The sequence below is a fragment of the Neobacillus sp. YX16 genome, from assembly GCF_030123505.1.
Classification (GTDB): domain Bacteria; phylum Bacillota; class Bacilli; order Bacillales; family Cytobacillaceae; genus Neobacillus.
In genome coordinates, this window is record NZ_CP126115.1 from 162,006 (window position 1) to 185,606 (window position 23,601).

At 39.7% G+C, this 23,601-nt stretch carries 39 protein-coding genes; all 39 read left to right on the forward strand.

Going from position 1 to position 23,601, the window contains the following annotated elements:
- The first annotated feature begins 30 nt into the window (after positions 1-30).
- The 39 genes from QNH48_RS00775 (at position 31) to rplM (ending at position 23,600) form a co-directional block, all read left to right on the forward strand.
- The gene (locus tag QNH48_RS00775) at positions 31-279 is read left to right on the forward strand and encodes a 50S ribosomal protein L7ae-like protein (RefSeq protein ID WP_283953394.1); all 249 of its coding nucleotides are present in this window, start codon (positions 31-33) and stop codon (positions 277-279) included.
- A gap of 103 nt (positions 280-382) precedes the next feature.
- Positions 383-805 carry a 30S ribosomal protein S12 gene (rpsL, locus tag QNH48_RS00780; protein WP_026574083.1) on the forward strand — a complete coding sequence of 141 codons (423 nt, stop codon included), beginning with the start codon at positions 383-385 and terminating at the stop codon, positions 803-805.
- Positions 806-847: 42 nt separating this feature from the next.
- Positions 848-1,318: a 30S ribosomal protein S7 gene (gene rpsG / locus QNH48_RS00785; protein WP_283953395.1), complete on the forward strand. Its 471-nt coding sequence runs from the start codon at positions 848-850 to the stop codon at positions 1,316-1,318.
- 47 nt (positions 1,319-1,365) lie between these two features.
- Positions 1,366-3,447, forward strand: a complete 2,082-nt coding sequence (fusA, locus tag QNH48_RS00790) for an elongation factor G (protein ID WP_283953396.1) — start codon at positions 1,366-1,368, stop codon at positions 3,445-3,447.
- Between the two features lie 128 nt (positions 3,448-3,575).
- Positions 3,576-4,763, forward strand: coding sequence for an elongation factor Tu (gene tuf / locus QNH48_RS00795; protein ID WP_283953397.1), 1,188 nt, complete (start codon positions 3,576-3,578; stop codon positions 4,761-4,763).
- 386 nt (positions 4,764-5,149) lie between these two features.
- On the forward strand, positions 5,150-5,458 hold the full coding sequence (gene rpsJ / locus QNH48_RS00800) for a 30S ribosomal protein S10 (RefSeq protein WP_066094693.1): 309 nt from the start codon (positions 5,150-5,152) through the stop codon (positions 5,456-5,458).
- 40 nt (positions 5,459-5,498) lie between these two features.
- Positions 5,499-6,125 (forward strand): 50S ribosomal protein L3, encoded by a 627-nt coding sequence (rplC, locus tag QNH48_RS00805; RefSeq protein WP_095250623.1) that lies wholly within the window; start codon positions 5,499-5,501, stop codon positions 6,123-6,125.
- Between the two features lie 29 nt (positions 6,126-6,154).
- Positions 6,155-6,778, forward strand: a complete 624-nt coding sequence (gene rplD / locus QNH48_RS00810) for a 50S ribosomal protein L4 (RefSeq protein ID WP_095250622.1) — start codon at positions 6,155-6,157, stop codon at positions 6,776-6,778.
- A complete protein-coding gene (rplW, locus tag QNH48_RS00815) occupies positions 6,778-7,062 on the forward strand; it encodes a 50S ribosomal protein L23 (RefSeq protein ID WP_283953398.1) in 285 nt (94 codons plus the stop codon). Before rplD ends, rplW begins: the two co-directional genes overlap by 1 nt.
- A 30-nt stretch (positions 7,063-7,092) precedes the next feature.
- Positions 7,093-7,923: a 50S ribosomal protein L2 gene (gene rplB / locus QNH48_RS00820; protein WP_283953399.1), complete on the forward strand. Its 831-nt coding sequence runs from the start codon at positions 7,093-7,095 to the stop codon at positions 7,921-7,923.
- Positions 7,924-7,983: 60 nt separating this feature from the next.
- Entirely contained in the window at positions 7,984-8,262 is a 279-nt protein-coding gene (gene rpsS, locus QNH48_RS00825) for a 30S ribosomal protein S19 (RefSeq protein WP_095250620.1), read from the forward strand.
- Positions 8,263-8,279: 17 nt separating this feature from the next.
- Complete coding sequence (gene rplV, locus QNH48_RS00830; protein ID WP_095250619.1) at positions 8,280-8,621, forward strand: 50S ribosomal protein L22; 342 nt, start codon at positions 8,280-8,282, stop codon at positions 8,619-8,621.
- Positions 8,622-8,624: 3 nt separating this feature from the next.
- A complete protein-coding gene (gene rpsC, locus QNH48_RS00835) occupies positions 8,625-9,281 on the forward strand; it encodes a 30S ribosomal protein S3 (protein ID WP_133371727.1) in 657 nt (218 codons plus the stop codon).
- Position 9,282: 1 nt separating this feature from the next.
- A complete protein-coding gene (rplP, locus tag QNH48_RS00840) occupies positions 9,283-9,717 on the forward strand; it encodes a 50S ribosomal protein L16 (RefSeq protein WP_045516533.1) in 435 nt (144 codons plus the stop codon).
- Positions 9,707-9,907, forward strand: coding sequence for a 50S ribosomal protein L29 (gene rpmC / locus QNH48_RS00845; RefSeq protein WP_034676094.1), 201 nt, complete (start codon positions 9,707-9,709; stop codon positions 9,905-9,907). The genes rplP and rpmC overlap by 11 nt, the downstream gene beginning before the upstream one ends.
- Positions 9,908-9,930: 23 nt before the next feature.
- Entirely contained in the window at positions 9,931-10,194 is a 264-nt protein-coding gene (gene rpsQ, locus QNH48_RS00850; RefSeq protein ID WP_034676097.1) for a 30S ribosomal protein S17, read from the forward strand.
- A gap of 40 nt (positions 10,195-10,234) precedes the next feature.
- Positions 10,235-10,603 carry a 50S ribosomal protein L14 gene (gene rplN, locus QNH48_RS00855; protein WP_283953400.1) on the forward strand — a complete coding sequence of 123 codons (369 nt, stop codon included), beginning with the start codon at positions 10,235-10,237 and terminating at the stop codon, positions 10,601-10,603.
- Between the two features lie 35 nt (positions 10,604-10,638).
- Positions 10,639-10,947 (forward strand): 50S ribosomal protein L24, encoded by a 309-nt coding sequence (gene rplX / locus QNH48_RS00860; protein ID WP_095250617.1) that lies wholly within the window; start codon positions 10,639-10,641, stop codon positions 10,945-10,947.
- A 28-nt stretch (positions 10,948-10,975) separates the two neighbouring features.
- A complete protein-coding gene (rplE, locus tag QNH48_RS00865; protein WP_095250616.1) occupies positions 10,976-11,515 on the forward strand; it encodes a 50S ribosomal protein L5 in 540 nt (179 codons plus the stop codon).
- 24 nt (positions 11,516-11,539) lie between these two features.
- Positions 11,540-11,725, forward strand: a complete 186-nt coding sequence (locus QNH48_RS00870) for a type Z 30S ribosomal protein S14 (RefSeq protein WP_009791316.1) — start codon at positions 11,540-11,542, stop codon at positions 11,723-11,725.
- 29 nt (positions 11,726-11,754) lie between these two features.
- Complete coding sequence (gene rpsH, locus QNH48_RS00875) at positions 11,755-12,153, forward strand: 30S ribosomal protein S8 (protein WP_034676109.1); 399 nt, start codon at positions 11,755-11,757, stop codon at positions 12,151-12,153.
- Between the two features lie 31 nt (positions 12,154-12,184).
- Positions 12,185-12,721, forward strand: a complete 537-nt coding sequence (rplF, locus tag QNH48_RS00880) for a 50S ribosomal protein L6 (RefSeq protein ID WP_034676111.1) — start codon at positions 12,185-12,187, stop codon at positions 12,719-12,721.
- A 32-nt stretch (positions 12,722-12,753) separates the two neighbouring features.
- On the forward strand, positions 12,754-13,116 hold the full coding sequence (gene rplR, locus QNH48_RS00885) for a 50S ribosomal protein L18 (protein WP_095250615.1): 363 nt from the start codon (positions 12,754-12,756) through the stop codon (positions 13,114-13,116).
- A 25-nt stretch (positions 13,117-13,141) separates the two neighbouring features.
- Positions 13,142-13,642: a 30S ribosomal protein S5 gene (rpsE, locus tag QNH48_RS00890; protein ID WP_082799596.1), complete on the forward strand. Its 501-nt coding sequence runs from the start codon at positions 13,142-13,144 to the stop codon at positions 13,640-13,642.
- A gap of 13 nt (positions 13,643-13,655) precedes the next feature.
- Positions 13,656-13,838 (forward strand): 50S ribosomal protein L30, encoded by a 183-nt coding sequence (gene rpmD / locus QNH48_RS00895; protein WP_034676120.1) that lies wholly within the window; start codon positions 13,656-13,658, stop codon positions 13,836-13,838.
- 32 nt (positions 13,839-13,870) lie between these two features.
- The gene (gene rplO, locus QNH48_RS00900; protein WP_095250614.1) at positions 13,871-14,311 is read left to right on the forward strand and encodes a 50S ribosomal protein L15; all 441 of its coding nucleotides are present in this window, start codon (positions 13,871-13,873) and stop codon (positions 14,309-14,311) included.
- Positions 14,311-15,609 (forward strand): preprotein translocase subunit SecY, encoded by a 1,299-nt coding sequence (gene secY / locus QNH48_RS00905; protein WP_133371729.1) that lies wholly within the window; start codon positions 14,311-14,313, stop codon positions 15,607-15,609. The genes rplO and secY overlap by 1 nt, the downstream gene beginning before the upstream one ends.
- Positions 15,610-15,666: 57 nt before the next feature.
- Positions 15,667-16,317: an adenylate kinase gene (locus tag QNH48_RS00910; protein ID WP_095250612.1), complete on the forward strand. Its 651-nt coding sequence runs from the start codon at positions 15,667-15,669 to the stop codon at positions 16,315-16,317.
- A 281-nt stretch (positions 16,318-16,598) separates the two neighbouring features.
- Positions 16,599-16,817, forward strand: coding sequence for a translation initiation factor IF-1 (infA, locus tag QNH48_RS00915; RefSeq protein ID WP_007085268.1), 219 nt, complete (start codon positions 16,599-16,601; stop codon positions 16,815-16,817).
- Between the two features lie 36 nt (positions 16,818-16,853).
- Positions 16,854-16,967 (forward strand): 50S ribosomal protein L36, encoded by a 114-nt coding sequence (rpmJ, locus tag QNH48_RS00920; protein ID WP_000868344.1) that lies wholly within the window; start codon positions 16,854-16,856, stop codon positions 16,965-16,967.
- A gap of 23 nt (positions 16,968-16,990) precedes the next feature.
- A complete protein-coding gene (gene rpsM / locus QNH48_RS00925; RefSeq protein WP_133371731.1) occupies positions 16,991-17,356 on the forward strand; it encodes a 30S ribosomal protein S13 in 366 nt (121 codons plus the stop codon).
- Between the two features lie 21 nt (positions 17,357-17,377).
- Positions 17,378-17,767 carry a 30S ribosomal protein S11 gene (gene rpsK, locus QNH48_RS00930; protein WP_066072366.1) on the forward strand — a complete coding sequence of 130 codons (390 nt, stop codon included), beginning with the start codon at positions 17,378-17,380 and terminating at the stop codon, positions 17,765-17,767.
- 176 nt (positions 17,768-17,943) lie between these two features.
- Complete coding sequence (locus QNH48_RS00935; protein ID WP_045516506.1) at positions 17,944-18,888, forward strand: DNA-directed RNA polymerase subunit alpha; 945 nt, start codon at positions 17,944-17,946, stop codon at positions 18,886-18,888.
- A 63-nt stretch (positions 18,889-18,951) separates the two neighbouring features.
- Positions 18,952-19,314 carry a 50S ribosomal protein L17 gene (rplQ, locus tag QNH48_RS00940; RefSeq protein WP_133371732.1) on the forward strand — a complete coding sequence of 121 codons (363 nt, stop codon included), beginning with the start codon at positions 18,952-18,954 and terminating at the stop codon, positions 19,312-19,314.
- A 366-nt stretch (positions 19,315-19,680) separates the two neighbouring features.
- Positions 19,681-20,520 (forward strand): energy-coupling factor ABC transporter ATP-binding protein, encoded by an 840-nt coding sequence (locus QNH48_RS00945; RefSeq protein WP_283953403.1) that lies wholly within the window; start codon positions 19,681-19,683, stop codon positions 20,518-20,520.
- A complete protein-coding gene (locus QNH48_RS00950) occupies positions 20,496-21,362 on the forward strand; it encodes an energy-coupling factor ABC transporter ATP-binding protein (protein WP_283953404.1) in 867 nt (288 codons plus the stop codon). The genes QNH48_RS00945 and QNH48_RS00950 overlap by 25 nt, the downstream gene beginning before the upstream one ends.
- Positions 21,359-22,156, forward strand: a complete 798-nt coding sequence (locus QNH48_RS00955) for an energy-coupling factor transporter transmembrane component T family protein (protein ID WP_283953405.1) — start codon at positions 21,359-21,361, stop codon at positions 22,154-22,156. The genes QNH48_RS00950 and QNH48_RS00955 overlap by 4 nt, the downstream gene beginning before the upstream one ends.
- A 12-nt stretch (positions 22,157-22,168) precedes the next feature.
- Positions 22,169-22,906, forward strand: a complete 738-nt coding sequence (gene truA / locus QNH48_RS00960; protein ID WP_283953406.1) for a tRNA pseudouridine(38-40) synthase TruA — start codon at positions 22,169-22,171, stop codon at positions 22,904-22,906.
- 256 nt (positions 22,907-23,162) lie between these two features.
- Positions 23,163-23,600, forward strand: coding sequence for a 50S ribosomal protein L13 (rplM, locus tag QNH48_RS00965; protein ID WP_090767691.1), 438 nt, complete (start codon positions 23,163-23,165; stop codon positions 23,598-23,600).
- The last annotated feature ends 1 nt before the right edge of the window (position 23,601 follow it).

The window sequence follows — 23,601 nt, forward strand, 5'->3', positions numbered from 1 at the left end:
ATTCACCTGATACTTTGGAGGATATGATAAATGTCTTATGAAAAAGTATACCAGGCAACTAAGATTGTTATAGGAACAAAACAAGCAGTAAAAGCACTGAAGGATGGAACAGCATATGAGCTGATCATTGCGAGTGACGCTGAAGCGAAAGTAACAGCTGCGGTAGTGAAACTAGCTCAAGAAGTGAACATCCCAATTATCTATGTTGACTCGATGAAAAAACTCGGGAAAGCATGTGGAATAGAAGTTGGTGCTTCAACTGTAGCAATTATCCGTTAAAAACTGTTTTTGTAGATAGATGATCTGCAAAAACTTTGTTTTTGCACAAAAATGAACCACCTGGATGTGTGGGCTTACAAATAATGAAGGGAGGAAAATTAACATGCCAACTATTAACCAATTAGTGCGCAAACCTCGTCAAGCAATTACTGAAAAGTCGAAGTCTCCTGCGCTAAACAAAGGTTACAACAGCTTCAAAAAATCACAAACTAATGTATCTTCACCACAAAAACGAGGAGTATGTACTCGTGTTGGTACAATGACTCCAAAGAAACCGAACTCAGCGTTACGTAAATATGCTCGTGTACGTTTGACAAACGGTATTGAGGTGACTGCATACATTCCTGGTATTGGTCACAATCTCCAAGAACATAGTGTTGTTCTTATTCGTGGAGGACGTGTAAAAGACTTACCAGGTGTACGTTATCACATCGTACGTGGTGCTCTTGATACGGCTGGTGTTAACAACCGTATGCAAGGTCGTTCTAAATATGGTACTAAGAGACCAAAAGCAGCTAAGAAGTAATAACAGCATAAATAGAAAGCTTGTTTGAAAGGAGGAAATTAAATGCCACGTAAAGGTCCTGTAGCAAAAAGAGACGTGTTACCAGATCCACTTTACAATTCAAAATTAGTTACTCGTCTAATCAACAAAATGATGGTTGACGGTAAAAGAGGTAAATCACAAGAAATTCTTTACTCTGCATTCGAAACAATCCGTGAACGTTCTGGTAAGGAACCAATGGAAATTTTTGAAGCAGCTATGAAGAATATCATGCCAGTACTTGAGGTAAAAGCACGCCGAGTAGGTGGAGCAAACTACCAAGTACCAGTAGAGGTACGCCCTGATCGTCGTACAACTCTTGGTCTTCGCTGGTTAGTTAACTATGCGCGTCTTCGCGGAGAAAAAACAATGGAAGAGCGTTTAGCTAATGAAATCATGGATGCAGCTAATAACAGTGGAGCATCTGTTAAAAAGCGTGAAGATACACACAAAATGGCAGAAGCAAACAAAGCGTTTGCTCACTATCGTTGGTAGAATTAGATTTATCATAAAAACTTTCACACTAGAAAGGAGAAAGACCCATGGCAAGAGAGTTCTCCTTAGCAAACACTCGTAATATCGGTATCATGGCACACATTGATGCTGGTAAAACGACGACCACTGAGCGTGTTCTTTATTACACTGGTAAGATTCATAAAATCGGTGAAACACATGAAGGTGCTTCTCAGATGGACTGGATGGAGCAAGAACAAGAACGCGGAATCACGATTACTTCCGCAGCAACAACTGCATCGTGGAAAGGTCACCGCGTAAACATCATCGACACTCCGGGACACGTAGACTTCACTGTTGAAGTTGAACGTTCCCTGCGTGTACTTGATGGAGCGGTAGCTGTACTTGATGCACAGTCAGGTGTTGAACCTCAAACTGAAACAGTTTGGCGTCAAGCAACAACTTACGGTGTTCCACGTGTAGTATTTGTAAACAAAATGGACAAAATTGGTGCAGACTTCTTGTATTCTGTTAGAACAATTCATGACCGTTTGCAAGCAAATGCACACCCAATTCAGTTGCCAATCGGTGCTGAAGATGAGTTCTCTGCAATCATTGACCTTGTAGAAATGAATGCAGTATTCTACGGTAATGACTTAGGTACTGATATTGAAGTACGTGAGATTCCTGAAGAGTATCTATCTTTAGCTGAAGAGTGGCGTGAAAAGTTAGTTGAAGCAGTAGCAGAACTTGATGAAGAGTTAACTGAAAAATACCTTAGTGGTGAAGAAATCACTAAAGAAGAGCTAAAAGCAGCTATTCGTAAAGGTACTGTTAATGTAGAATTCTACCCTGTTATTTGTGGATCTGCTTTCAAAAACAAAGGTGTTCAGTTAATGTTAGATGCCGTTATTGATTATCTTCCATCTCCATTAGATGTTCCTGCAATCAAGGGTCATGCTCCGGATGATGAAGAAGAAGTCCTTGAACGTCATTCAAGTGATGAAGAGCCGTTTTCAGCTCTTGCATTTAAAGTTATGACAGACCCTTATGTTGGTAAATTAACGTTCTTCCGTGTTTACTCTGGTACTTTAGAATCTGGATCTTATGTTCAGAACTCTACTAAAGGAAAACGTGAACGTGTTGGACGTATCCTGCAAATGCATGCAAACAGCCGCCAAGAAATCTCAAAAGTTTTCGCGGGTGACATTGCTGCAGCAGTAGGTTTGAAAGATACAACTACTGGTGATACGCTGTGTGATGATAAGAACCTTGTTATTCTTGAGTCAATGAACTTCCCTGAACCAGTAATTCAACTTTCTGTTGAACCAAAATCAAAGGCTGACCAAGATAAAATGACAACTGCATTGCAAAAGCTACAAGAAGAAGATCCAACCTTCCGTGCACATACTGATCAGGAAACTGGACAGGTTATCATTGCCGGTATGGGAGAGCTTCACCTTGATATCTTAGTAGATCGTATGCGTCGTGAATTCAAAGTAGAAGCTAATGTAGGTGCTCCACAAGTTGCCTACCGTGAAACATTCCGTGAATCAGCACAAGTAGAAGGTAAGTTCGCACGCCAATCTGGTGGTCGTGGACAATACGGACACGTTTGGATTGAATTCTCACCAAATGATGAAGGTAAAGGCTTCGAATTTGTAAACGGTATTGTTGGTGGTGTTGTTCCTCGTGAATACATCCCTGCAGTTCAAGCTGGTCTTGAAGATTCCTTGAATCGTGGAGTTCTTGCTGGATATCCTTTAGTTGATATTAAGGCGAGATTATTCGATGGTTCTTACCATGATGTTGACTCCTCTGAAATGGCATTTAAGATTGCCGCATCTATGGCACTAAAAAATGCTGCTTCAAAGTGTAAGCCTGTTATCCTAGAGCCTATGATGAGGGTTGAAGTTGTAATCCCTGAAGAGTATTTAGGTGATATCATGGGACAAATCACTGCACGACGCGGACGTGTTGAAGGTATGGAAGCTCGTGGTAACGCACAAGTTGTACGTGCACAGGTTCCACTTTCAGAAATGTTTGGTTATGCAACAGCACTTCGTTCTAGTACACAAGGTCGTGGAGTATTCTCTATGCACTTTGATCACTATGAAGAAGTTCCAAAATCAGTTTCTGAAGAAATTATCAAAAAAAATAAAGGTGAATAATTGATTTTCACCATTTAATAAAGTATAACTACTTATGTAACCATGGAAACTGTACAATTGGGACAACCCTGTTTACAGTTTCCATAAAATATACTTAACTTTTTTAATATTAAAGGAGGATTATCCTAATGGGTAAAGCTAAATTCGACCGTTCAAAGCCACACGTTAACATTGGTACAATTGGTCACGTTGACCACGGTAAAACAACTTTAACAGCTGCAATCACTTCTGTTCTTGCTAAAACTGGTAAAGCAGAAGCTCGTGCATATGATCAAATTGATGGTGCTCCAGAAGAAAAAGAGCGTGGAATCACAATCTCAACAGCACACGTTGAGTATGAAACTGATGCTCGTCACTACGCACACGTAGACTGCCCAGGACACGCTGACTATGTTAAAAACATGATCACTGGTGCTGCACAAATGGACGGCGGTATCCTAGTTGTTTCTGCAACTGACGGTCCAATGCCACAAACTCGTGAGCACATTCTTCTTTCTCGCCAAGTAGGTGTACCTTACCTTGTTGTGTTCATGAACAAGTGTGATATGGTTGATGACGAAGAACTTCTTGAATTAGTAGAAATGGAAATTCGTGATTTATTATCTGAATACGATTTCCCTGGCGATGACACTCCAGTTATCAAAGGTTCTGCTCTTAAAGCATTAGAAGGCGAAGCTGCTTGGGAAGAAAAAATCTATGAACTTATGAGTGCTGTTGATGAGTGGATTCCAACACCAACTCGTGACACTGACAAACCTTTCATGATGCCTGTTGAGGATGTATTCTCAATCACTGGCCGTGGAACAGTTGCTACTGGCCGTGTAGAACGTGGAGTAGTAAAAGTTGGGGACGTAGTTGAAATCGTAGGTTTCACTGAAGAGCCAAAATCTACTACTGTAACAGGTGTAGAAATGTTCCGTAAGCTTCTTGATTTCGCTGAAGCTGGGGACAACATTGGTGCATTACTTCGTGGTGTAGCTCGTGAAGATATCGAACGTGGTCAAGTATTGGCTAAGCCGAAATCAATCACTCCACACACAAAGTTTAAAGCACAAGTTTACGTATTATCAAAAGAAGAAGGTGGACGTCACACTCCATTCTTCACTAACTACCGTCCACAATTCTATTTCCGTACTTCTGATATTACTGGTATTTGTAATCTTCCAGAAGGCGTAGAAATGGTTATGCCTGGCGACCACATCGAAATGATCGTTGAACTTATTGCTCCTGTAGCAATCGAAGAAGGTACAAAGTTCTCTATCCGTGAAGGCGGACGTACTGTAGGTTCAGGTTCAATCACTACTATCACTGAATAATTAAAAAATCAGTTATATAGAAGGCAACTGGATGACGATCCAGTTGCTTTTTTTATGCAAAAGCGAGTTTCTTCTATATAAATAGTTTTGCGAACTTTCGCTTAATAAAGCGTTATTATAGGTTATTTTTGGAGAATGATTTTTTCTATTGTAATTGTATAGACTGGTCGCTATAATAATAAAAGTGTGCTAAACGTAACCAAAAAGAAAATATAAAAAAATGTTGCGTTTGCCTAATGTTTTATGTATAATAGACAATGTTGGTCTTTGACTGCGATGATGTGAAAGGTTGCTGACACACCCGGCCGCTTTGCCATGGCGAGTGTGTGGGAAATTTTCACTGAGAATGTCTATTTTGAAAATAGGCGAATAAAGGAGGGAAAATAATGGCAAAACAAAAGATTCGTATCCGTTTAAAAGCTTATGATCACAGAATTCTTGATCAGTCTGCAGAAAAAATCGTTGAAACAGCAAAGCGTTCTGGTGCAGCCGTTTCAGGTCCGATTCCACTTCCGACTGAAAAAACAATTTATACCATTCTTCGTGCGGTTCATAAGTACAAGGATTCTCGTGAGCAATTCGAACAACGGACACATAAGCGTCTAATCGATATCGTTAACCCAACACCACAAACTGTTGATGCGTTGATGCGTTTAGATTTACCATCCGGTGTTGATATTGAAATTAAACTTTAGTAAAAATAAATAAACAAATAATCTAGGAGGTGTGACTTAAATGACCAAAGGAATCTTAGGAAGAAAGATTGGTATGACTCAAGTATTTGCAGAAAACGGCAACTTAATCCCTGTTACTGTAGTAGAAGCTGCTCAAAACGTAGTTCTTCAAAAGAAATCAGTTGAAAGCGACGGTTATGTGGCTTTACAAGTTGGTTTTGAAGACAAACGTGAAAAGTTAGCTAACAAACCAGAAAAAGGACATGTTGCTAAAGCAAACACTGCTCCTAAGCGCTTCATTCGCGAATTCAGCGGAGTTGACGTAACAGGATATGAAGTTGGTCAAGAAGTCAAAGTTGATATTTTCGCTGCTGGCGATGTAGTAGATGTAACAGGAATCTCAAAGGGTAAAGGTTTCCAAGGCGTAATCAAGCGTCACGGACAATCACGCGGCCCAATGGCTCACGGTTCACGTTATCACCGTCGTCCTGGTTCAATGGGACCTGTAGCTCCAAACCGTGTATTCAAAGGTAAATTATTACCTGGTCGCATGGGTGGAGAGCAAATTACTGTTCAAAATCTTGAAATCGTTAAGGTTGATGTTGAGCGTAACTTACTATTAATTAAAGGTAACGTTCCTGGACCTAAAAAAGCATTATTAAAGATTAAAAGTGCGGTAAAAGCGTAATATCTTCATAAGAAAGGAGGAGCAAAAGAATGCCTAAAGTTTCATTATTTAACCAAAGCGGATCTCAGGTTGGTGAAATCGAACTTAATGATTCAGTATTTGGTATCGAACCTAACCAACACGTGTTATTTGAAGCGATTGTTATGCAAAGAGCTTCTTTACGTCAAGGAACTCATAAAGTAAAAGTTCGTTCTGAAGTACGAGGCGGTGGACGTAAACCATGGCGTCAAAAAGGAACAGGTCGTGCTCGTCAAGGGTCTATCCGTTCTCCACAATGGCGCGGAGGTGGTACTGTATTTGGTCCAACACCACGCAGCTACAGCTACAAATTACCTAAAAAGGTACGTCGCTTAGCGATTAAATCTGCACTTTCTTCTAAAGTGTTAGAAGAGAATGTATTAGTATTAGAAAGCCTTGCTTTCGATGCTCCAAAAACAAAAGATTTCAAAACAGTATTAGGTGGTCTTTCTGTTGAGAAAAAAGCACTTATCGTTACTGCTGACCTTGATGAAAATGTAGCACTTTCTGCTCGTAATATTCCTGGTGTAACAGTTGTAACAGCTGACGGAATCAATGTTCTTGATGTTGTAAATCATGATAAATTAATCATGACGAAAGCTGCAGTTGAAAAAGTAGAGGAGGTGCTTGCATAATGGATGCACGCGATATCATTAAGCGCCCCGTTATCACTGAACGTTCTACTGACCTTATGGCTGAAAAGAAATATACGTTTGAAGTTGATGTGAGAGCTAACAAAACTCAAGTTAAAGATGCGATTGTTGAAATCTTTGGCGTAGATGTTGAAAAAGTTAACATCATGAACTATAAAGGTAAATTCAAGCGCATGGGTAAATTCGGTGGTTACACAAACAAACGTCGTAAAGCAATTGTAAAACTAACTGCTGATAGCAAAGAAATCGAATTCTTTGAAGCATAATAAAAACTAACAAGAAGAGGAGGGAATAAAATGGCGATTAAAAAGTACAAACCTACCTCTAATGGTCGTCGCGGTATGACAGTTTCTGATTTCGCTGAAATCACAACTAGCACACCAGAGAAATCTCTATTAGCTCCATTAAAGAGAAAAGGCGGCCGTAATAACCAAGGTAAGTTAACTGTTCGTCATCAAGGTGGCGGCCATAAGCGTTCATACCGTATCATTGACTTTAAACGTAACAAAGATGGCATTCCTGGACGCGTTGCCACAATCGAGTACGATCCTAACCGTTCCGCAAATATTGCATTAATCAATTATGTAGATGGTGAAAAGCGTTATATCATAGCTCCTAAAAACCTAGTAGTAGGTATGGAAGTTATGTCTGGCCCAGAGGCAGATATTAAAGTAGGTAATTCATTACCATTAGTAAATATCCCTGTTGGTACTGTGGTACACAACATCGAATTAAAACCTGGTAAAGGCGGCCAATTGGTTCGTTCTGCTGGTACATCTGCACAGGTTTTAGGTAAAGAAGGTAAATACGTACTTGTACGTTTAAATTCTGGTGAAGTTCGAATGATTCTTGCTGAGTGCCGTGCAACTATCGGTCAAGTAGGTAACGAACAACACGAACTTATTAACATTGGTAAAGCAGGACGCTCACGCTGGTTAGGCAAACGCCCAACAGTTCGTGGATCTGTAATGAACCCTAACGATCACCCACACGGTGGTGGTGAAGGACGTTCACCAATCGGACGTAAGTCACCAATGTCTCCATGGGGTAAACCAACTCTTGGATTCAAAACTCGTAAGAAAAAGAATAAATCCGACAAGTTCATTGTACGTCGTCGTAAAAAATAACGGGGTTGAGCTACGGTTCAAAGAACGAGCCGTAGAACAATCACGAAGGGAGGTTCATCCATGGGTCGCAGCCTTAAAAAAGGACCATTTGTTGATGATCATTTAATGGTTAAGATCGAAAAGTTAAATGAAACTGAAAGTAAGCAAGTTGTAAAAACTTGGTCACGTCGTTCTACGATCTTCCCACAATTTATTGGCCACACAATCGCTGTTTATGATGGTCGCAAACATGTGCCTGTATATGTTACTGAAGACATGGTAGGACACAAGCTTGGAGAATTTGCTCCAACTCGTGCTTACAAAGGCCATGGTAATGATGATAAGAAAACCAGACGTTAAGAGAGGAGGGCATCCAAATGCAAGCTAAAGCTGTTGCAAGAACAGTTCGTATTGCTCCTCGTAAAGCACGTTTAGTCGTAGATCTAATTCGAGGAAAGCAAGTTGGTGAAGCGGTGTCGATTTTAAATCATACTCCAAAGTTTGCTTCTCCAATCGTTGAAAAAGTATTAAAATCCGCTATGGCAAATGCCGAGCACAATTATGAAATGGACATTAATAGCTTGGTTGTAACTCAAGCTTTTGTTGATGAAGGACCAACGTTGAAACGTTTCCGTCCTCGCGCAATGGGCCGTGCTAGCCAGATTAATAAACGCACTAGCCACATCACAATCGTTCTATCAGAAAAGAAGGAGGGATAATCTGTGGGTCAAAAAGTAAATCCAGTCGGTATGCGTATCGGTATCATCAAAGATTGGGAATCTAAGTGGTACGCAGGTAAAGACTTCGCTGATCTTTTACACGAAGACCTTAAAATTCGTGAGTACATCACGAAGCGTTTGAAGGATGCTTCTGTATCTAAAGTTGAAATCGAACGTGCTGCTAACCGTGTGAATGTAACAGTTCATACTGCTAAGCCAGGTATGGTTATCGGTAAGGGCGGTACTGAAGTTGAAGCACTTCGTAAAGCTTTAAATCAATTAACTGGCAAACGTGTTCACATCAACATTCTTGAAATCAAAAGAGCTGACCTTGATGCGAAATTAGTTGCTGAAAATATTGCTCGTCAATTAGAAAATCGTGTATCCTTCCGTCGTGCACAAAAACAAGTAATTCAACGTGCTATGCGTGCTGGAGCAAAAGGTATTAAAACAATGGTGTCAGGTCGTCTTGGCGGGGCAGATATTGCTCGTTCAGAACACTATAGCGAAGGAACCGTTCCACTTCATACTCTTCGCGCTGATATCGACTATGCTCATGCTGAAGCTGATACTACTTTTGGTAAGCTTGGCGTAAAAGTATGGATCTATAAGGGAGAAGTCCTTCCTACTAAGAAGAAACCTGCGGAAGGAGGCAAATAATATGTTATTGCCAAAACGCGTTAAATATCGCCGTCAACACCGTGGAAAAATGCGTGGTAACGCAAAAGGTGGCACTGAAGTAACATTTGGTGAATTCGGCTTACAAGCAACTGAAGCTTCTTGGATCACAAACCGCCAAATCGAAGCTGCCCGTATTGCAATGACTCGTTACATGAAACGTGGCGGTAAAGTTTGGATTAAAATCTTCCCACATAAGCCTTATACTGCGAAACCTCTTGAGGTGCGGATGGGTTCTGGTAAAGGGGCACCTGAAGGTTGGGTAGCTGTCGTTAAACCAGGTAAAGTAATGTTTGAAATCGCTGGTGTTTCTGAAGAAGTAGCACGTGAGGCACTACGTCTTGCTATGCACAAACTTCCAATCAAATGTAAGTTTGTAAAACGTGAAGAAATTGGTGGTGAATCAAATGAGAGCTAATGAAATTAAAGACCTTACCACTGCCGAAATTGAACAAAAAGTTAAATCTTTAAAAGAAGAGCTTTTCAACCTTCGCTTCCAATTAGCGACTGGTCAACTTGAAAATACAGCTCGCATTCGTGAAGTACGCAAAGCGATTGCTCGTATGAAAACTGTGATTCGTGAGAGAGAAATCAGCGTTAACAAGTAAAAACCCGAGAGGAGGTTCACATAATGAGTGAACGTAACCAACGCAAAGTTTACACTGGACGCGTTGTTTCTGACAAAATGGATAAAACTATTACTGTTTTAGTCGAAACTTACAAAAAGCATCCTCTTTACGGTAAACGCGTTAAGTACTCTAAAAAGTTTAAAGCTCATGATGAGCAAAATGAAGCAAAAATCGGCGATATCGTACGTATCATGGAAACTCGTCCGCTTTCAGCTACTAAACGTTTCCGTTTAGTTGAAGTTACAGAAAAAGCAGTTATTATTTAATTGTTCGGATTAAGCATCATTCCGAAGGGAGGTTACACACATGATTCAACAAGAATCACGTTTAAAAGTTGCTGATAACTCTGGTGCTCGTGAGGTACTTACCATTAAAGTTCTTGGTGGTTCTGGCCGTAAAACTGCGGGTATCGGTGATATTATCGTATGTACAGTGAAACAAGCAACACCTGGTGGCGTTGTTAAAAAGGGTGACGTTGTAAAAGCCGTTATCGTTCGTACGAAAAGCGGTGCTCGTCGACCTGATGGATCATACATTCGTTTCGATGAAAACGCATGTGTAATTATCAAGGATGATAAGAGCCCACGTGGAACTCGTATCTTCGGACCAGTTGCCCGCGAACTTCGCGATAACAACTTTATGAAAATCGTTTCCTTGGCTCCAGAAGTACTATAATTTAAATTCAATTGCCTTTAAGGAGGTGCTTACGAATGCATGTTAAAAAAGGTGACAAAGTAAGAGTTATCTCCGGTAAGGATAAGGGCAAAACAGGAGTAATCCTAGCAGCCTATCCTAAAGATAGCCGTGTACTAGTAGAAGGTGTAAACATTGTTAAAAAACACGCTAAACCTTCACAAGTGAATCCACAAGGCGGAATTATGAGCTTTGAGGCACCAATTCATGTATCAAACGTTATGCCTATCGACCCTAAAACTAGTAATCCAACTCGTGTAGGATATACAACGGTTGATGGTAAAAAAGTACGCGTAGCAAAATCCGGTGAAGTATTAGATAAATAGTCTAAATTTTAGAAGGGAGGTACAATAAGTGAGCCGCCTAAAAGAAAAGTTTGTAAAAGAAGTTACTCCTGCTCTTATGAGCAAGTTCAACTATAAATCAGTAATGCAAGTTCCTCAACTTGATAAAATTGTTATTAACATGGGTGTTGGTGATGCAGTAGCAAACGCTAAAGCTTTAGATAATGCTGTTGAAGAACTAGCAACAATTACAGGACAAAAGCCTGTAGTAACTCGTGCTAAGAAATCAATCGCTGGCTTCCGTCTTCGTGAAGGTATGCCAATCGGTGCAAAAGTTACACTTCGCGGTGAGCGTATGTATCAATTCTTGGATAAATTAGTTTCTGTTTCTTTACCTCGTGTTCGTGACTTCCGTGGTGTTTCTAAAAAAGCATTCGATGGTCGTGGTAATTATACGCTGGGTGTTAAAGAACAATTAATCTTCCCTGAAATTGATTACGATAAAGTTAGCAAAGTACGTGGTATGGATATCGTTATCGTAACCACTGCTAACACTGATGAAGAAGCACGTGAACTGTTAACACAATTTGGAATGCCATTCCAAAAGTAATCGCTAAATAAGGGAGGCGAAAACGTGGCTAAAAAGTCAATGATTGCGAAACAAAAACGCACGCCTAAATACCCGGTTCAAGAGTACACACGCTGTGAACGTTGCGGTCGTCCACACTCTGTATACCGTAAATTTAAGCTTTGCCGTATTTGTTTCCGTGAATTAGCATACAAAGGACAAATTCCTGGTGTCAAAAAAGCTAGCTGGTAAAACCCAAGTCTGGGAAGGAGGTAAAAATAATGGTCATGACAGATCCAATTGCTGATATGCTTACTCGCATTCGTAATGCGAACATGGTGCGTCACGAAAAGTTAGAAGTGCCTGCTTCTAATATTAAAAAAGAAATCGCTGAAATCTTAAAGCGCGAAGGTTTCGTTCGTGACGTCGAATTTATTGAAGACAATAAACAAGGTATCATCCGTATTTTCTTAAAGTACGGTTCAAATAACGAACGTGTTATCACTGGTCTTAAGCGCATAAGCAAGCCTGGACTTAGAGTTTATGCAAAATCTACTGAGGTGCCACGTGTCCTTAACGGTCTTGGTATCGCACTAGTATCAACTTCAAATGGTGTTATAACTGATAAAGAAGCTCGTGCAAAACAAGTGGGCGGAGAAGTATTAGCTTACGTTTGGTAATAGAGTTTCTGAATGAATGGAGGTGCACTTAATGTCTCGCGTAGGAAAAAAACCTATTGAAATCCCTGCAGGAGTTACGGTTACTTTAAATAATAGTACCGTTACTGTTAAAGGACCAAAAGGCGAACTTACTCGCTCTTTTAATCCAGATATCGAAATTAAAATCGAAGAAAACCTAGTTACAATCACTCGTCCAACTGATGTGAAAGAACACCGCGCATTGCACGGTACAACTCGTGCTTTAATCGCGAACATGGTTGAAGGTGTTTCCAAGGGCTTTGAAAGAAAATTAGAACTAATCGGGGTTGGTTACCGTGCCCAAAAGCAAGGTAACAAGCTTGTATTAAACGTTGGATATTCTCACCCAGTTGAGATTGAACCTGAAAGTGGTCTTGAAGTAGAAGTACCAGCTAATACAAAGATTACGATTAAAGGTACTGACAAAGAACGTGTTGGCGCATTAGCAGCCAATATTCGTCAAGTTCGTCCTCCAGAGCCTTATAAAGGCAAAGGAATTCGTTACGAAGGCGAATTTGTTCGTCGTAAAGAAGGTAAAACAGGTAAGTAATGCCGCATAGGTAAACGAAAGGAGTGACGTAAATGATTACGAAGCTTGACAAAAATGCTAGTCGCAAGAAGAGACATGCTCGTGTTCGTGCGAAACTTAGCGGTACTGCAGCTCGTCCACGTCTAAATGTGTTTCGTTCTAACAAGCATCTATATGCTCAATTAATCGATGACATGAGTGGAGTTACATTAGCAAGTGCTTCTACTATGGAAAAGGATCTTAACCTTGAATCTACAAGCAATGTTGATGCAGCTAAGTTGGTCGGAGAATTAGTCGCTAAACGTGCGGTAGAAAAAGGTATCACTGCTGTTGTCTTTGACCGTGGAGGATACCTTTACCATGGCCGTATCCAAGCACTAGCTGATGCAGCCCGTGAAAACGGCTTACAATTTTAATAGACAAAGGAGGGACACATAAATGATACGTCGTATTGATCCAAACAAACTTGAACTAGAAGAACGCGTTGTAACGGTTAACCGTGTAGCGAAAGTTGTTAAGGGTGGTCGTCGTTTTCGCTTCACTGCTCTAGTAGTAGTTGGGGATAAAAACGGTCATGTTGGTTTCGGTACTGGTAAAGCTCAAGAAGTACCAGATGCGATTCGTAAAGCAATCGAAGATGCTAAGAAGAACTTAATCGAAGTGCCAATGGTTGGAACTACTGTTCCTCACCAAGTTATTGGACGTTTTGGTGCTGGTGAAATTCTTCTAAAGCCTGCTTCTGAAGGTACAGGAGTTATCGCTGGCGGTCCAGTTCGTGCTGTTCTAGAATTAGGCGGGGTAGGAGATATCCTTTCTAAATCTCTAGGAACTAACACTCCAATTAATATGGTACGTGCAACGATTGATGGTCTAAAACAATTAAAACGTGCTGAAGACGTAGCCAAGTTACGTGGTAAATCAGTAGAAGAACTGCTAGGATAAGGAGGGAAATCAAATGGCAAACAAACTATTAATTACCCTCAACCGCAGCGTAATTGGTCGTCCTGAAGACCAACGCGCAACAGTTACTGCTTTAGGTTTACGCAAATTAAATCAAACAGTTGAGCACCAAGATAATGCTGCAATCCGCGGTATGATTACAAAAGTTGCTCACCTTGTAACAGTAAAAGAACAATAATAGATTGTTTTCTTTCATAAGGAGGTGCCAATATGAAACTTCATGAACTAAAGCCTGCTGAGGGTTCTCGTAAAGAACGTAAACGTTTAGGACGCGGTATCGGTTCTGGTCAAGGTAAGACTGCTGGTAAAGGTCATAAAGGTCAAAATGCTCGTTCCGGCGGTGGTGTCCGTCTAGGATTCGAGGGTGGTCAAACACCTTTATTCCGTCGTTTGCCAAAACGTGGTTTTACTAATATCAGTCGTAAAGAATATGCAATTGTAAACCTTGATGTTCTTAATCAGTTTGAAGAGGGTACAGAAGTTACTCCAGAACTTCTAATTGAAACTGGTGTTGTTAAGAATGAAAAAGCAGGAATTAAGATTCTTGCAAAAGGGAACGTAGAGAAAAAACTTACTGTTAAAGCTCATAAATTCTCCTCTACCGCCAAAGAAGCAATTGAAGCTGTAGGTGGAACTACTGAGGTGATCTAATGTTCCAGACAATCTCCAATTTTATGCGCGTGGCTGAAATTAGAAGAAAAATTGTTTTCACTCTTTTAATGTTAATCGTATTTCGACTAGGCAGTTTTATTCCTGTTCCTAATGTAAATGCTGAAATTTTGGCAGCACAAGATAAATTAAGTGTATTTGGAATCTTAAATACCTTTGGCGGTGGAGCGTTGCAAAACTTCTCCATTCTTGCTATGGGTATTATGCCTTACATCACTGCTTCCATTATAATTCAACTTTTACAAATGGATGTAGTTCCGAAATTTACGGAATGGTCAAAGCAGGGAGATTCTGGTCGTCGTAAGTTAGCTCAGTTTACTCGATATTTCACAATTGTTCTTGGCTTTATTCAAGCTTTAGGTATGTCCTACGGCTTTAATAGTATGGCGAGCGGACAATTGATCAAAAATCCTGGAATTGGTACTTACTTATTAATTGCAGTTGTATTAACTGCTGGTACTGCATTTCTGATGTGGTTAGGTGAGCAAATTACCGAGAAGGGTGTTGGGAATGGTATTTCCATCATTATCTTTGCAGGTATCGTTGCAAGTATTCCTAATACCGTTAATCAGATCTATGTACAGCAGTTTGAAAATGCTGGTGAGCAGTTATTCCTCCGTATTATTACGGTTGTGTTAATTCTCATAGCTGTAATAGCGATTGTTGTAGGTACTATTTTCATTCAACAAGCAATTAGAAAAATTCCAATTCAGTATGCTAAACAACGGTCTATAAACGGACGTAATGCAGGTGCACAACAATCCACTCATATGCCGTTAAAAGTAAATGCTGCTGGTGTAATTCCTGTAATCTTTGCAGTATCATTTATTGTAACTCCAAGAACCATAGCTTCATTCTTTCCTACGAATGATGTAACCCTTTGGATTACAAGAGTATTTGATTATTCCCATCCGATTGGGATGACTCTTTATGCTGCACTGATTATTGCCTTTACGTACTTTTATGCTTTCATTCAGGTTAATCCTGAACAGGCTGCAGAAAACTTACAAAAACAAAGCGGTTATATTCCAGGTATTAGACCTGGCAGGAGTACACAGGAATATTTAACACGCGTCTTATATCGTTTAACTTTTGTGGGTGCGCTTTTCTTAACCGTAATTGCAATTCTGCCAATCATTTTTATTAATGTGGCGAATTTACCGCAATCAGCTCAAATTGGTGGAACTAGTCTTTTAATCGTTGTCGGGGTTGCACTTGATACGATGAAACAGCTTGAAGCGCAGCTAGTTAAACGTCATTATAAAGGCTTTATTAAATAAAAGGTTTTGGGGACTTGTGTTCCCTAAAACCCATAAATAGCACGAGGGGGAACACGTGTGAATTTAGTATTAATGGGGCTTCCAGGTGCCGGAAAAGGTACTCAAGCCGAACAAATCGTAGAACAATACGGCATCCCTCATATCTCTACAGGAGATATGTTCCGTGCAGCGATGAAAGAAGGAACAGAACTAGGTTTAGAAGCTAAGTCTTACATGGACAAAGGCGCACTTGTTCCTGATGAAGTAACAATCGGCATTGTTCGTGAACGGTTAAGTAAAGATGACTGTAAAAATGGTTTTTTACTTGATGGCTTTCCTAGGACGGTACCTCAAGCAGAAGCATTGGAAAGTCTATTATCCGATTTAGAAAAAAAGATTGATTATGTAATTAATATAAATGTTGATAGAAGTATTTTAATGGATCGTCTGACAGGTCGTCGTATTTGTAAAGAATGCGGATCAACGTATCATTTAGTATTTAATCCTCCAACAAGTGAGGGAGTTTGCGATAAATGTGGTGGAGAACTCTACCAACGTGCAGATGATAATGCTGAAACTGTTCAAAATCGATTAGACGTCAATATCAAACAACAAGAACCATTACTTACTTTCTATGAAACAAAAGGTTACCTTCGCACAATTGATGGACAGCAGGACATTAATAAAGTATTTGCTGATATTGAGCAATTGCTTAGGGACTTACGTTAATGGCCATTAGTTTAATCGTAGGTCGACTCTCGAACATCTCTTCAATAAACTTCAAAAGTATGTGGATGTAAATGGCTTTTCTATTGTACTGAGTATGTAGGACCGAGAGTTGGGCAAGACTTACATGTGGAAATTGTTATTCCATTTAATGTAGAATTTACTTGCGGACAGAAGTAGAACATTATGTTAATATTAAAAGGTTGCTAATGTTTTGTACGAAAGAAAAGTATTTGCTTTGCATTTTCGAATGTAATAGTTGAAATGAGAAGGGAGACGAATTAATGGCCAAAGATGATGTAATTGAAATTGAAGGTAAAGTAATTGAAACTTTGCCAAATGCAATGTTTAAGGTAGAATTAGAAAATGGTCATACCGTGCTAGCTCATGTTTCTGGTAAAATCCGAATGCACTTCATTCGCATCCTTCCGGGTGACAAAGTTACTGTCGAGCTTTCTCCATATGACTTAACACGCGGAAGAATTACTTACCGCTTTAAATAATTGCTTGCACTCCGTATTACTAAGGAGGTTAGGATAATGAAAGTAAGACCATCTGTTAAACCGATCTGCGAAAAGTGCAAAGTTATCCGTAGACGCGGTAAAGTCATGGTTATCTGTGAAAACCCTAAACATAAACAAAAACAAGGTTAATCTTGAAGGAGGTGCGCTCATTTATGGCACGTATTGCTGGTGTAGATATTCCACGTGAAAAACGTGTAGTTATCTCTTTAACTTACATTTATGGTATTGGTAAAAATACTGCACAAAAAGTATTAGCAGATGCTGGTGTTTCTGAAAATACTCGAGTGCGTGATTTAACTGAAGACGAACTAAACAAAATCCGTGATATCATCGACAAATTAAAAGTTGAAGGTGACCTTCGCCGTGAAATTTCTCTTAACATTAAGCGTTTAATGGAGATTGGCTGCTACCGCGGATTACGTCATCGTCGTGGTTTACCGGTTCGTGGACAAAACACGAAAAACAACGCTCGTACACGCAAAGGTCCTCGTAAGACTGTTGCGAACAAGAAGAAGTAATCGGCAAAGGAGGTTATTTAAATGGCACGTAAAACTAATACACGTAAACGTCGTGTTAAAAAGAATATTGAGCAAGGTATTGCACATATCCGTTCAACATTTAACAATACAATCGTAACAATTACTGATGTTCATGGTAATGCTATTTCTTGGTCTAGTGCTGGTGCGCTTGGATTTAGAGGTTCTCGTAAATCTACACCATTCGCGGCCCAAATGGCTGCTGAAACAGCTGCTAAGACATCTATCGAACACGGTATGAAAACTCTAGAAGTTACAGTTAAAGGACCAGGTGCTGGTCGTGAGGCTGCTATTCGTGCGCTGCAAGCTGCAGGTCTTGAAGTAACTGCAATTAAAGACGTTACTCCTGTTCCTCATAACGGATGCCGTCCACCAAAACGCCGTCGTGTTTAATTTTTCTGTATAGAATTTGTATCCCTGTCAATAATGGGATATGATACTAAAATTTTGTAGTTCATACAGAAGATTTATTCCAGTTGTTGTGCACAAAACGGGAACGTATACATGGGGGAATTTCGATTAGATTTTTTACTAATCGAGGTTTCGACGTTTTGAAGGAGGGTTATTTGATGATCGAAATAGAAAAACCAAAAATCGAAACGGTTGAGATCAACGATGATGCCAAGTACGGGAAGTTCGTCGTAGAACCACTTGAGCGTGGATATGGTACCACTTTGGGTAACTCCTTACGTCGTATCCTATTATCTTCACTCCCAGGTGCCGCTGTTACATCGATTCAGGTCGATGGGGTACTTCATGAGTTCTCAACAATTGAAGGCGTCGTAGAGGATGTAACATCCATCATATTAAACATTAAAAAATTAGCTTTAAAAATCTACTCTGATGAAGAGAAAACTCTTGAGATTGATGTTCAGGGTGAAGGTCCTGTTAAAGCTGGAAACATTACTCATGATAGTGATGTTGAAATCTTAAATCCTGATCTTCATATTGCTACATTGGCTTCAAGTGGTCATCTTCGCATGCGTTTAACTGCTAAGCGAGGCCGTGGTTATACACCTGCTGAGCAAAATAAGCGTGAGGATCAGCCAATTGGTGTCATTCCAATTGATTCTATTTTCACACCAGTCTCTCGTGTGTCCTATCAGATAGAAAATACTCGTGTGGGTCAAATGACAAACTATGATAAGCTAACGCTTGATGTTTGGACAGATGGAAGCACAGGGCCAAAGGAAGCTATAGCTCTAGGTTCGAAAATTTTAACCGAGCATTTAAATATTTTCGTTGGTTTAACTGACGAAGCACAAAATGCTGAGATTATGATCGAAAAAGAAGAGGATCAGAAAGAAAAAGTCCTTGAAATGACGATCGAAGAACTAGATTTATCAGTTCGTTCATATAACTGCTTAAAGCGTGCTGGAATCAACACTGTTCAGGAATTAGCTAATAAGACTGAAGAAGATATGATGAAAGTTCGTAACTTAGGCCGCAAATCACTTGAAGAAGTGAAGGCGAAACTAGAAGAGCTTGGATTAGGCTTACGTAAGGATGACTGATTAGCTTCATTCCTGCTCAATAACTAATCCGTTTAATGACTTCAACAAAGGAGGGAACCCTTCATGGCATACAGAAAGTTAGGACGCACTAGTGCACAGCGTAAAGCTATGCTACGTGATTTAACTACAGATTTAATTATCAATGAGCGCATTGAAACAACAGAAACTCGCGCGAAGGAACTTCGTGGTACTGTTGAGAAAATGATTACTTTAGGTAAACGTGGTGACTTACATGCTCGCCGTCAAGCTGCTTCTTACGTTCGTAATGAAGTTGCTGATGCTGAAAAAGGTACAGATGCACTGCAAAAACTTTTCACTGATATCGCTCCACGATATACTGAGCGTCAAGGTGGATACACTCGTATTATGAAACTTGGACCACGCCGCGGCGATGGTGCACCAATGGTAATTATCGAGTTAGTTTAATACCTGAAAGCAGACAACAAGGGCGCTGGACAGTTTAGTTACAAACTTGTTCTTGAGCCCTTTTTCTGTATAAAATCTAATAATGTACGAACCAAGCCAAAAAGAGTGTTATGATGAGCGTGACCTTATATTATTAGGGCATAGGAAGGAGAAATTACTCTCCTTTGAAAGATAAATCGAATTCTTTTATTATCTTTTTCACGTCTCGTCTAGCTCATGCACCTCCTCCTATTTCTTTTTTAGAAATCCCGTTTACGTGGCAGATTAAATCGTCAGCTGCCCTGGGGTGAGGTGCAGGCTTTTTTTGTATTCTACGAGCCTAGCTTAGTATTGTTTGCATAGATGAGACGAGAGGAGAAGATTTATATGAGAGAGGCCGTTGTATCACTAAAGAATGTGTCTTTTCAATATGAAAATCAGAGCAGCTACGCACTTCAGAATGTAAGTTTTGACATCTTTGAAGGGGAATGGTTAGCGATTGTTGGTCATAATGGTTCAGGTAAATCTACGATGGCAAAGCTTTTAAATGGTTTACAATTTCCGCAGACGGGTGAGATTACAGTTTGTGGAATTCAATTAAATGAAGATTCCATTTGGGATATAAGAAAGAAATTAGGGATGGTTTTTCAGAACCCTGATAATCAGTTTGTTGGTACGACTGTTCAGGATGATGTGGCTTTTGGTTTAGAAAACCATGGAATTCCAAGGGATGATATGATCTTTAGGGTAGAGGATTCTTTAAAAAAAGTTAAAATGGATCAATTTCTTAATCAAGAGCCGCACCATCTTTCTGGAGGACAAAAGCAACGTGTTGCTATTGCTGGTGTTCTTGCATTGAGACCATCAATTATTATTTTAGACGAGGCAACTTCTATGCTCGACCCGAAAGGAAGAGAGGAAGTTTTAGAGACTGTCCGTACTTTAAAGAATGAAAAGTCTCTCACTGTCATCTCCATTACTCATGATTTAGAAGAAGCTGCAAAAGCCGACAGAATTATTGTGATGAATCATGGGGAAGTTTACCGCGAGGGAACTCCAGAGGACATATTCTCATTGGATGATGAATTGGTTCATCTAGGGCTAGATATACCTTTTTCAATTAAAATGAGTAATGCATTCCGTCAAAAAGGAATTGACTTATCGAAGCACTATTTATCGGAAGAAGAGTTGGTGAATGAGTTATGGACATTTCGCTCCAAAATATAGAGTATCGTTATCAAGCAAACACGCCTTTTGAACGTTTAGCTATTGAAGATGTGTCTATTAACATCCCGACAGGAACATACATGGCTTTAATAGGTCATACTGGTTCAGGAAAGTCTACTGTGTTGCAGCATTTAAATGCCTTGCTAATACCTACAGAAGGAACAGTAATGATTGGCAGCCATGAAATCAAAGCAAAGCAGAAGAATAAGAATTTAAGACAGATTAGACAAAAAGTAGGGATTGTTTTTCAATTTCCTGAGCATCAGTTATTTGAGGAAACTGTGGAAAAGGATATTATTTTTGGTCCGATGAATTTCGGTGTTTCAGAACGAGAAGCAAAAGAGAGAGCACGACTTGCTTTAATGCAAGTTGGACTCGCTGAGGAAATACTAGAAAAGTCTCCATTTGATTTATCTGGCGGTCAAATGCGCCGTGTTGCTATTGCTGGTGTTCTGGCAATGGAACCAGACTGTCTTGTCCTTGACGAGCCAACGGCTGGTCTTGACCCGCGAGGACGTAAAGAGATAATGGATATGTTTTATTCACTTCATAAAAAGAGAAATTTGTCTACCATACTAGTAACACATAGTATGGAAGATGCGGCGAGGTATTCTGATCAAATTGTCATCATGCAGCAAGGACATGTTGTAAAGCAAGGGACACCTGTTGAAATTTTCTCCTCGGTTACTGAACTTGTTGAAATGGGATTGGATGTACCAGAAGTGGTACGTTTTCAACGAAGTTTTGAAGAAAAGGTAGGGCTGAAGTTAGAAAAAACCTATTTATCAATCGAGGAACTATCATCTGCGGTTGTAGAATTGTTAAGAGGTGCACCGGTATGATGGATAAAATGATTATTGGAAGATATGTACCCGCTGATAGTTTAATACATCGACTGGACCCTAGATCTAAGCTAATTATTATTTTTTTATTTGTATGTATCATCTTTCTTGCAAATAATTTTTTTACCTATGTTCTTATTGGAATTTATACTTTTCTTATGCTTGGTTTATCACGAATTCCCATTCGCTTTCTGTATGCAGGTTTAAAACCTGTTCTCTGGTTAGTACTATTTACTTTGCTCTTACAGGTTTTCTTCACGAAAGAAGGAAGTCTATTGTATGAACTGGGTCCGATAAAGATTTATGAAGAAGGAGTCAGACAGGGTATTTTTATTTCAATGAGATTCTTTTTCTTAATATTAATGACCAGTCTGCTCACCTTAACCACGACACCCATTGAAATAACCGATGGTCTGGAAACACTTTTGCACCCTTTGAAAAAGGTCCGGTTCCCTGTACATGAGATGGCCTTAATGATGTCCATTTCTTTACGTTTTATTCCAACACTAATGCAGGAAACGGATAAGATTATGAAAGCTCAAATTGCACGCGGGGTTGAGTTTTCAAGCGGTCCTATTAAGGAAAGAATCAAAGCTGTCATTCCATTACTTATCCCCCTTTTCGTTAGCTCCTTTAAGCGTGCTGAGGAGCTTGCTATTGCGATGGAAGCGAGAGGGTACCGTGGCGGTGAGGGCAGAACAAAATATCGACTGCTAAGCTGGAAACACTCTGACACCCTGCAACTTTTGATTCTTGTTATTTTGACTATATTATTAATCCTATTACGTTCATAATGGAGCTAAATAATGAATCGTTATAAATGCATTATTGCTTATGATGGTTCTGGTTTCTCTGGATATCAGGTTCAACCAAAGAAACGGACCGTTCAAAGTGTAATAGAAGCTGTATTAACCAAAATGCATAAGGGCAGTCATGTGAAAATTTCTGCATCCGGAAGAACGGATGCGGGGGTACATGCAAAGGGACAGGTGATTCATTTTGATTCGCCGTTATCCCTTCCTATGGAAAAATGGGAGTTTGCATTAAATTCTATGCTGCCAGAAGATATTTCTGTCCTACGTGTTGAAGAGGCTGATTCAGTCTTTCATGCTCGATTCGATGCAAATGGAAAGGAATACCGTTACTTTTTGAATCAATCACTGAAAAGGGACCCATTTCAACGGAATTATTCCTTTCACTACCCTTATCCTCTAAATCTAGGTGCCATGAGAGAGGCATCTGCTTATTTATTAGGCACCCATGATTTTTCTAGTTTTTGTTCAGCAAGAACGGAAGTAGAAGATAAGATTAGAACGATAGAAACCATTGAGATTTCACTGGATGAAGAGCGTGTAAGCTTTCGTTTTATCGGGAATGGTTTTTTATATAATATGGTTAGAATTTTAGTAGGAACTTTAATTGAGGTTGGTTCTGGAAAGCGTCAACCAGAGGAAATAGTGGAGATACTCGAAAAAAAGGATCGTCGCTATGCTGGGAAAACCGCACCAGGACAAGGATTGTATCTATGGCAGGTATTTTATTAAAAAAAATTTTACTAACAACACAACCTGGTGTAACATTTCCTTGACTTTTTTCTCTAAAGAACTTATTATATTATATGGTTGTGTTTTTAATCCCACGATTAAGCCCCGGAAAGTCTTCATCGTGATTGAAAATAATATGAACTTAAAAATTGACGCACAATGACGTTAACGTTTTTTCCCGGAACAGAACAAACGTTAATGACTATGATGGTGCGAAAAAATAATCTTTAATGGATTTAAATTAGGAGGGAAATTCATGCGTACAACGTTTATGGCTAACGCCAACAATATCGAGCGTAAATGGTACGTGATTGATGCTGAAGGCAAAACTCTTGGACGTCTTGCTTCTGAAGTAGCAGCAATCTTACGTGGTAAAAATAAACCAACTTTTACACCACATGTTGACACTGGTGATCATGTTATCATTCTTAACGCTTCTAAAGTTGAATTAACTGGTAAGAAATTAACTGACAAGATTTACTACCGTCACACTATGCATCCAGGTGGTTTAAAGACTAGAACTGCTCTTGAAATGCGTACGAACTATGCTGAGAAAATGATCGAGCTTGCTGTTAAAGGTATGCTTCCAAAGAATTCTCTTGGCCGTCAAACGTTCAAAAAATTACACGTATATGCTGGCGCAGAACATCCGCACCAAGCACAACAACCTGAAGTTTACGAACTTCGCGGTTAAT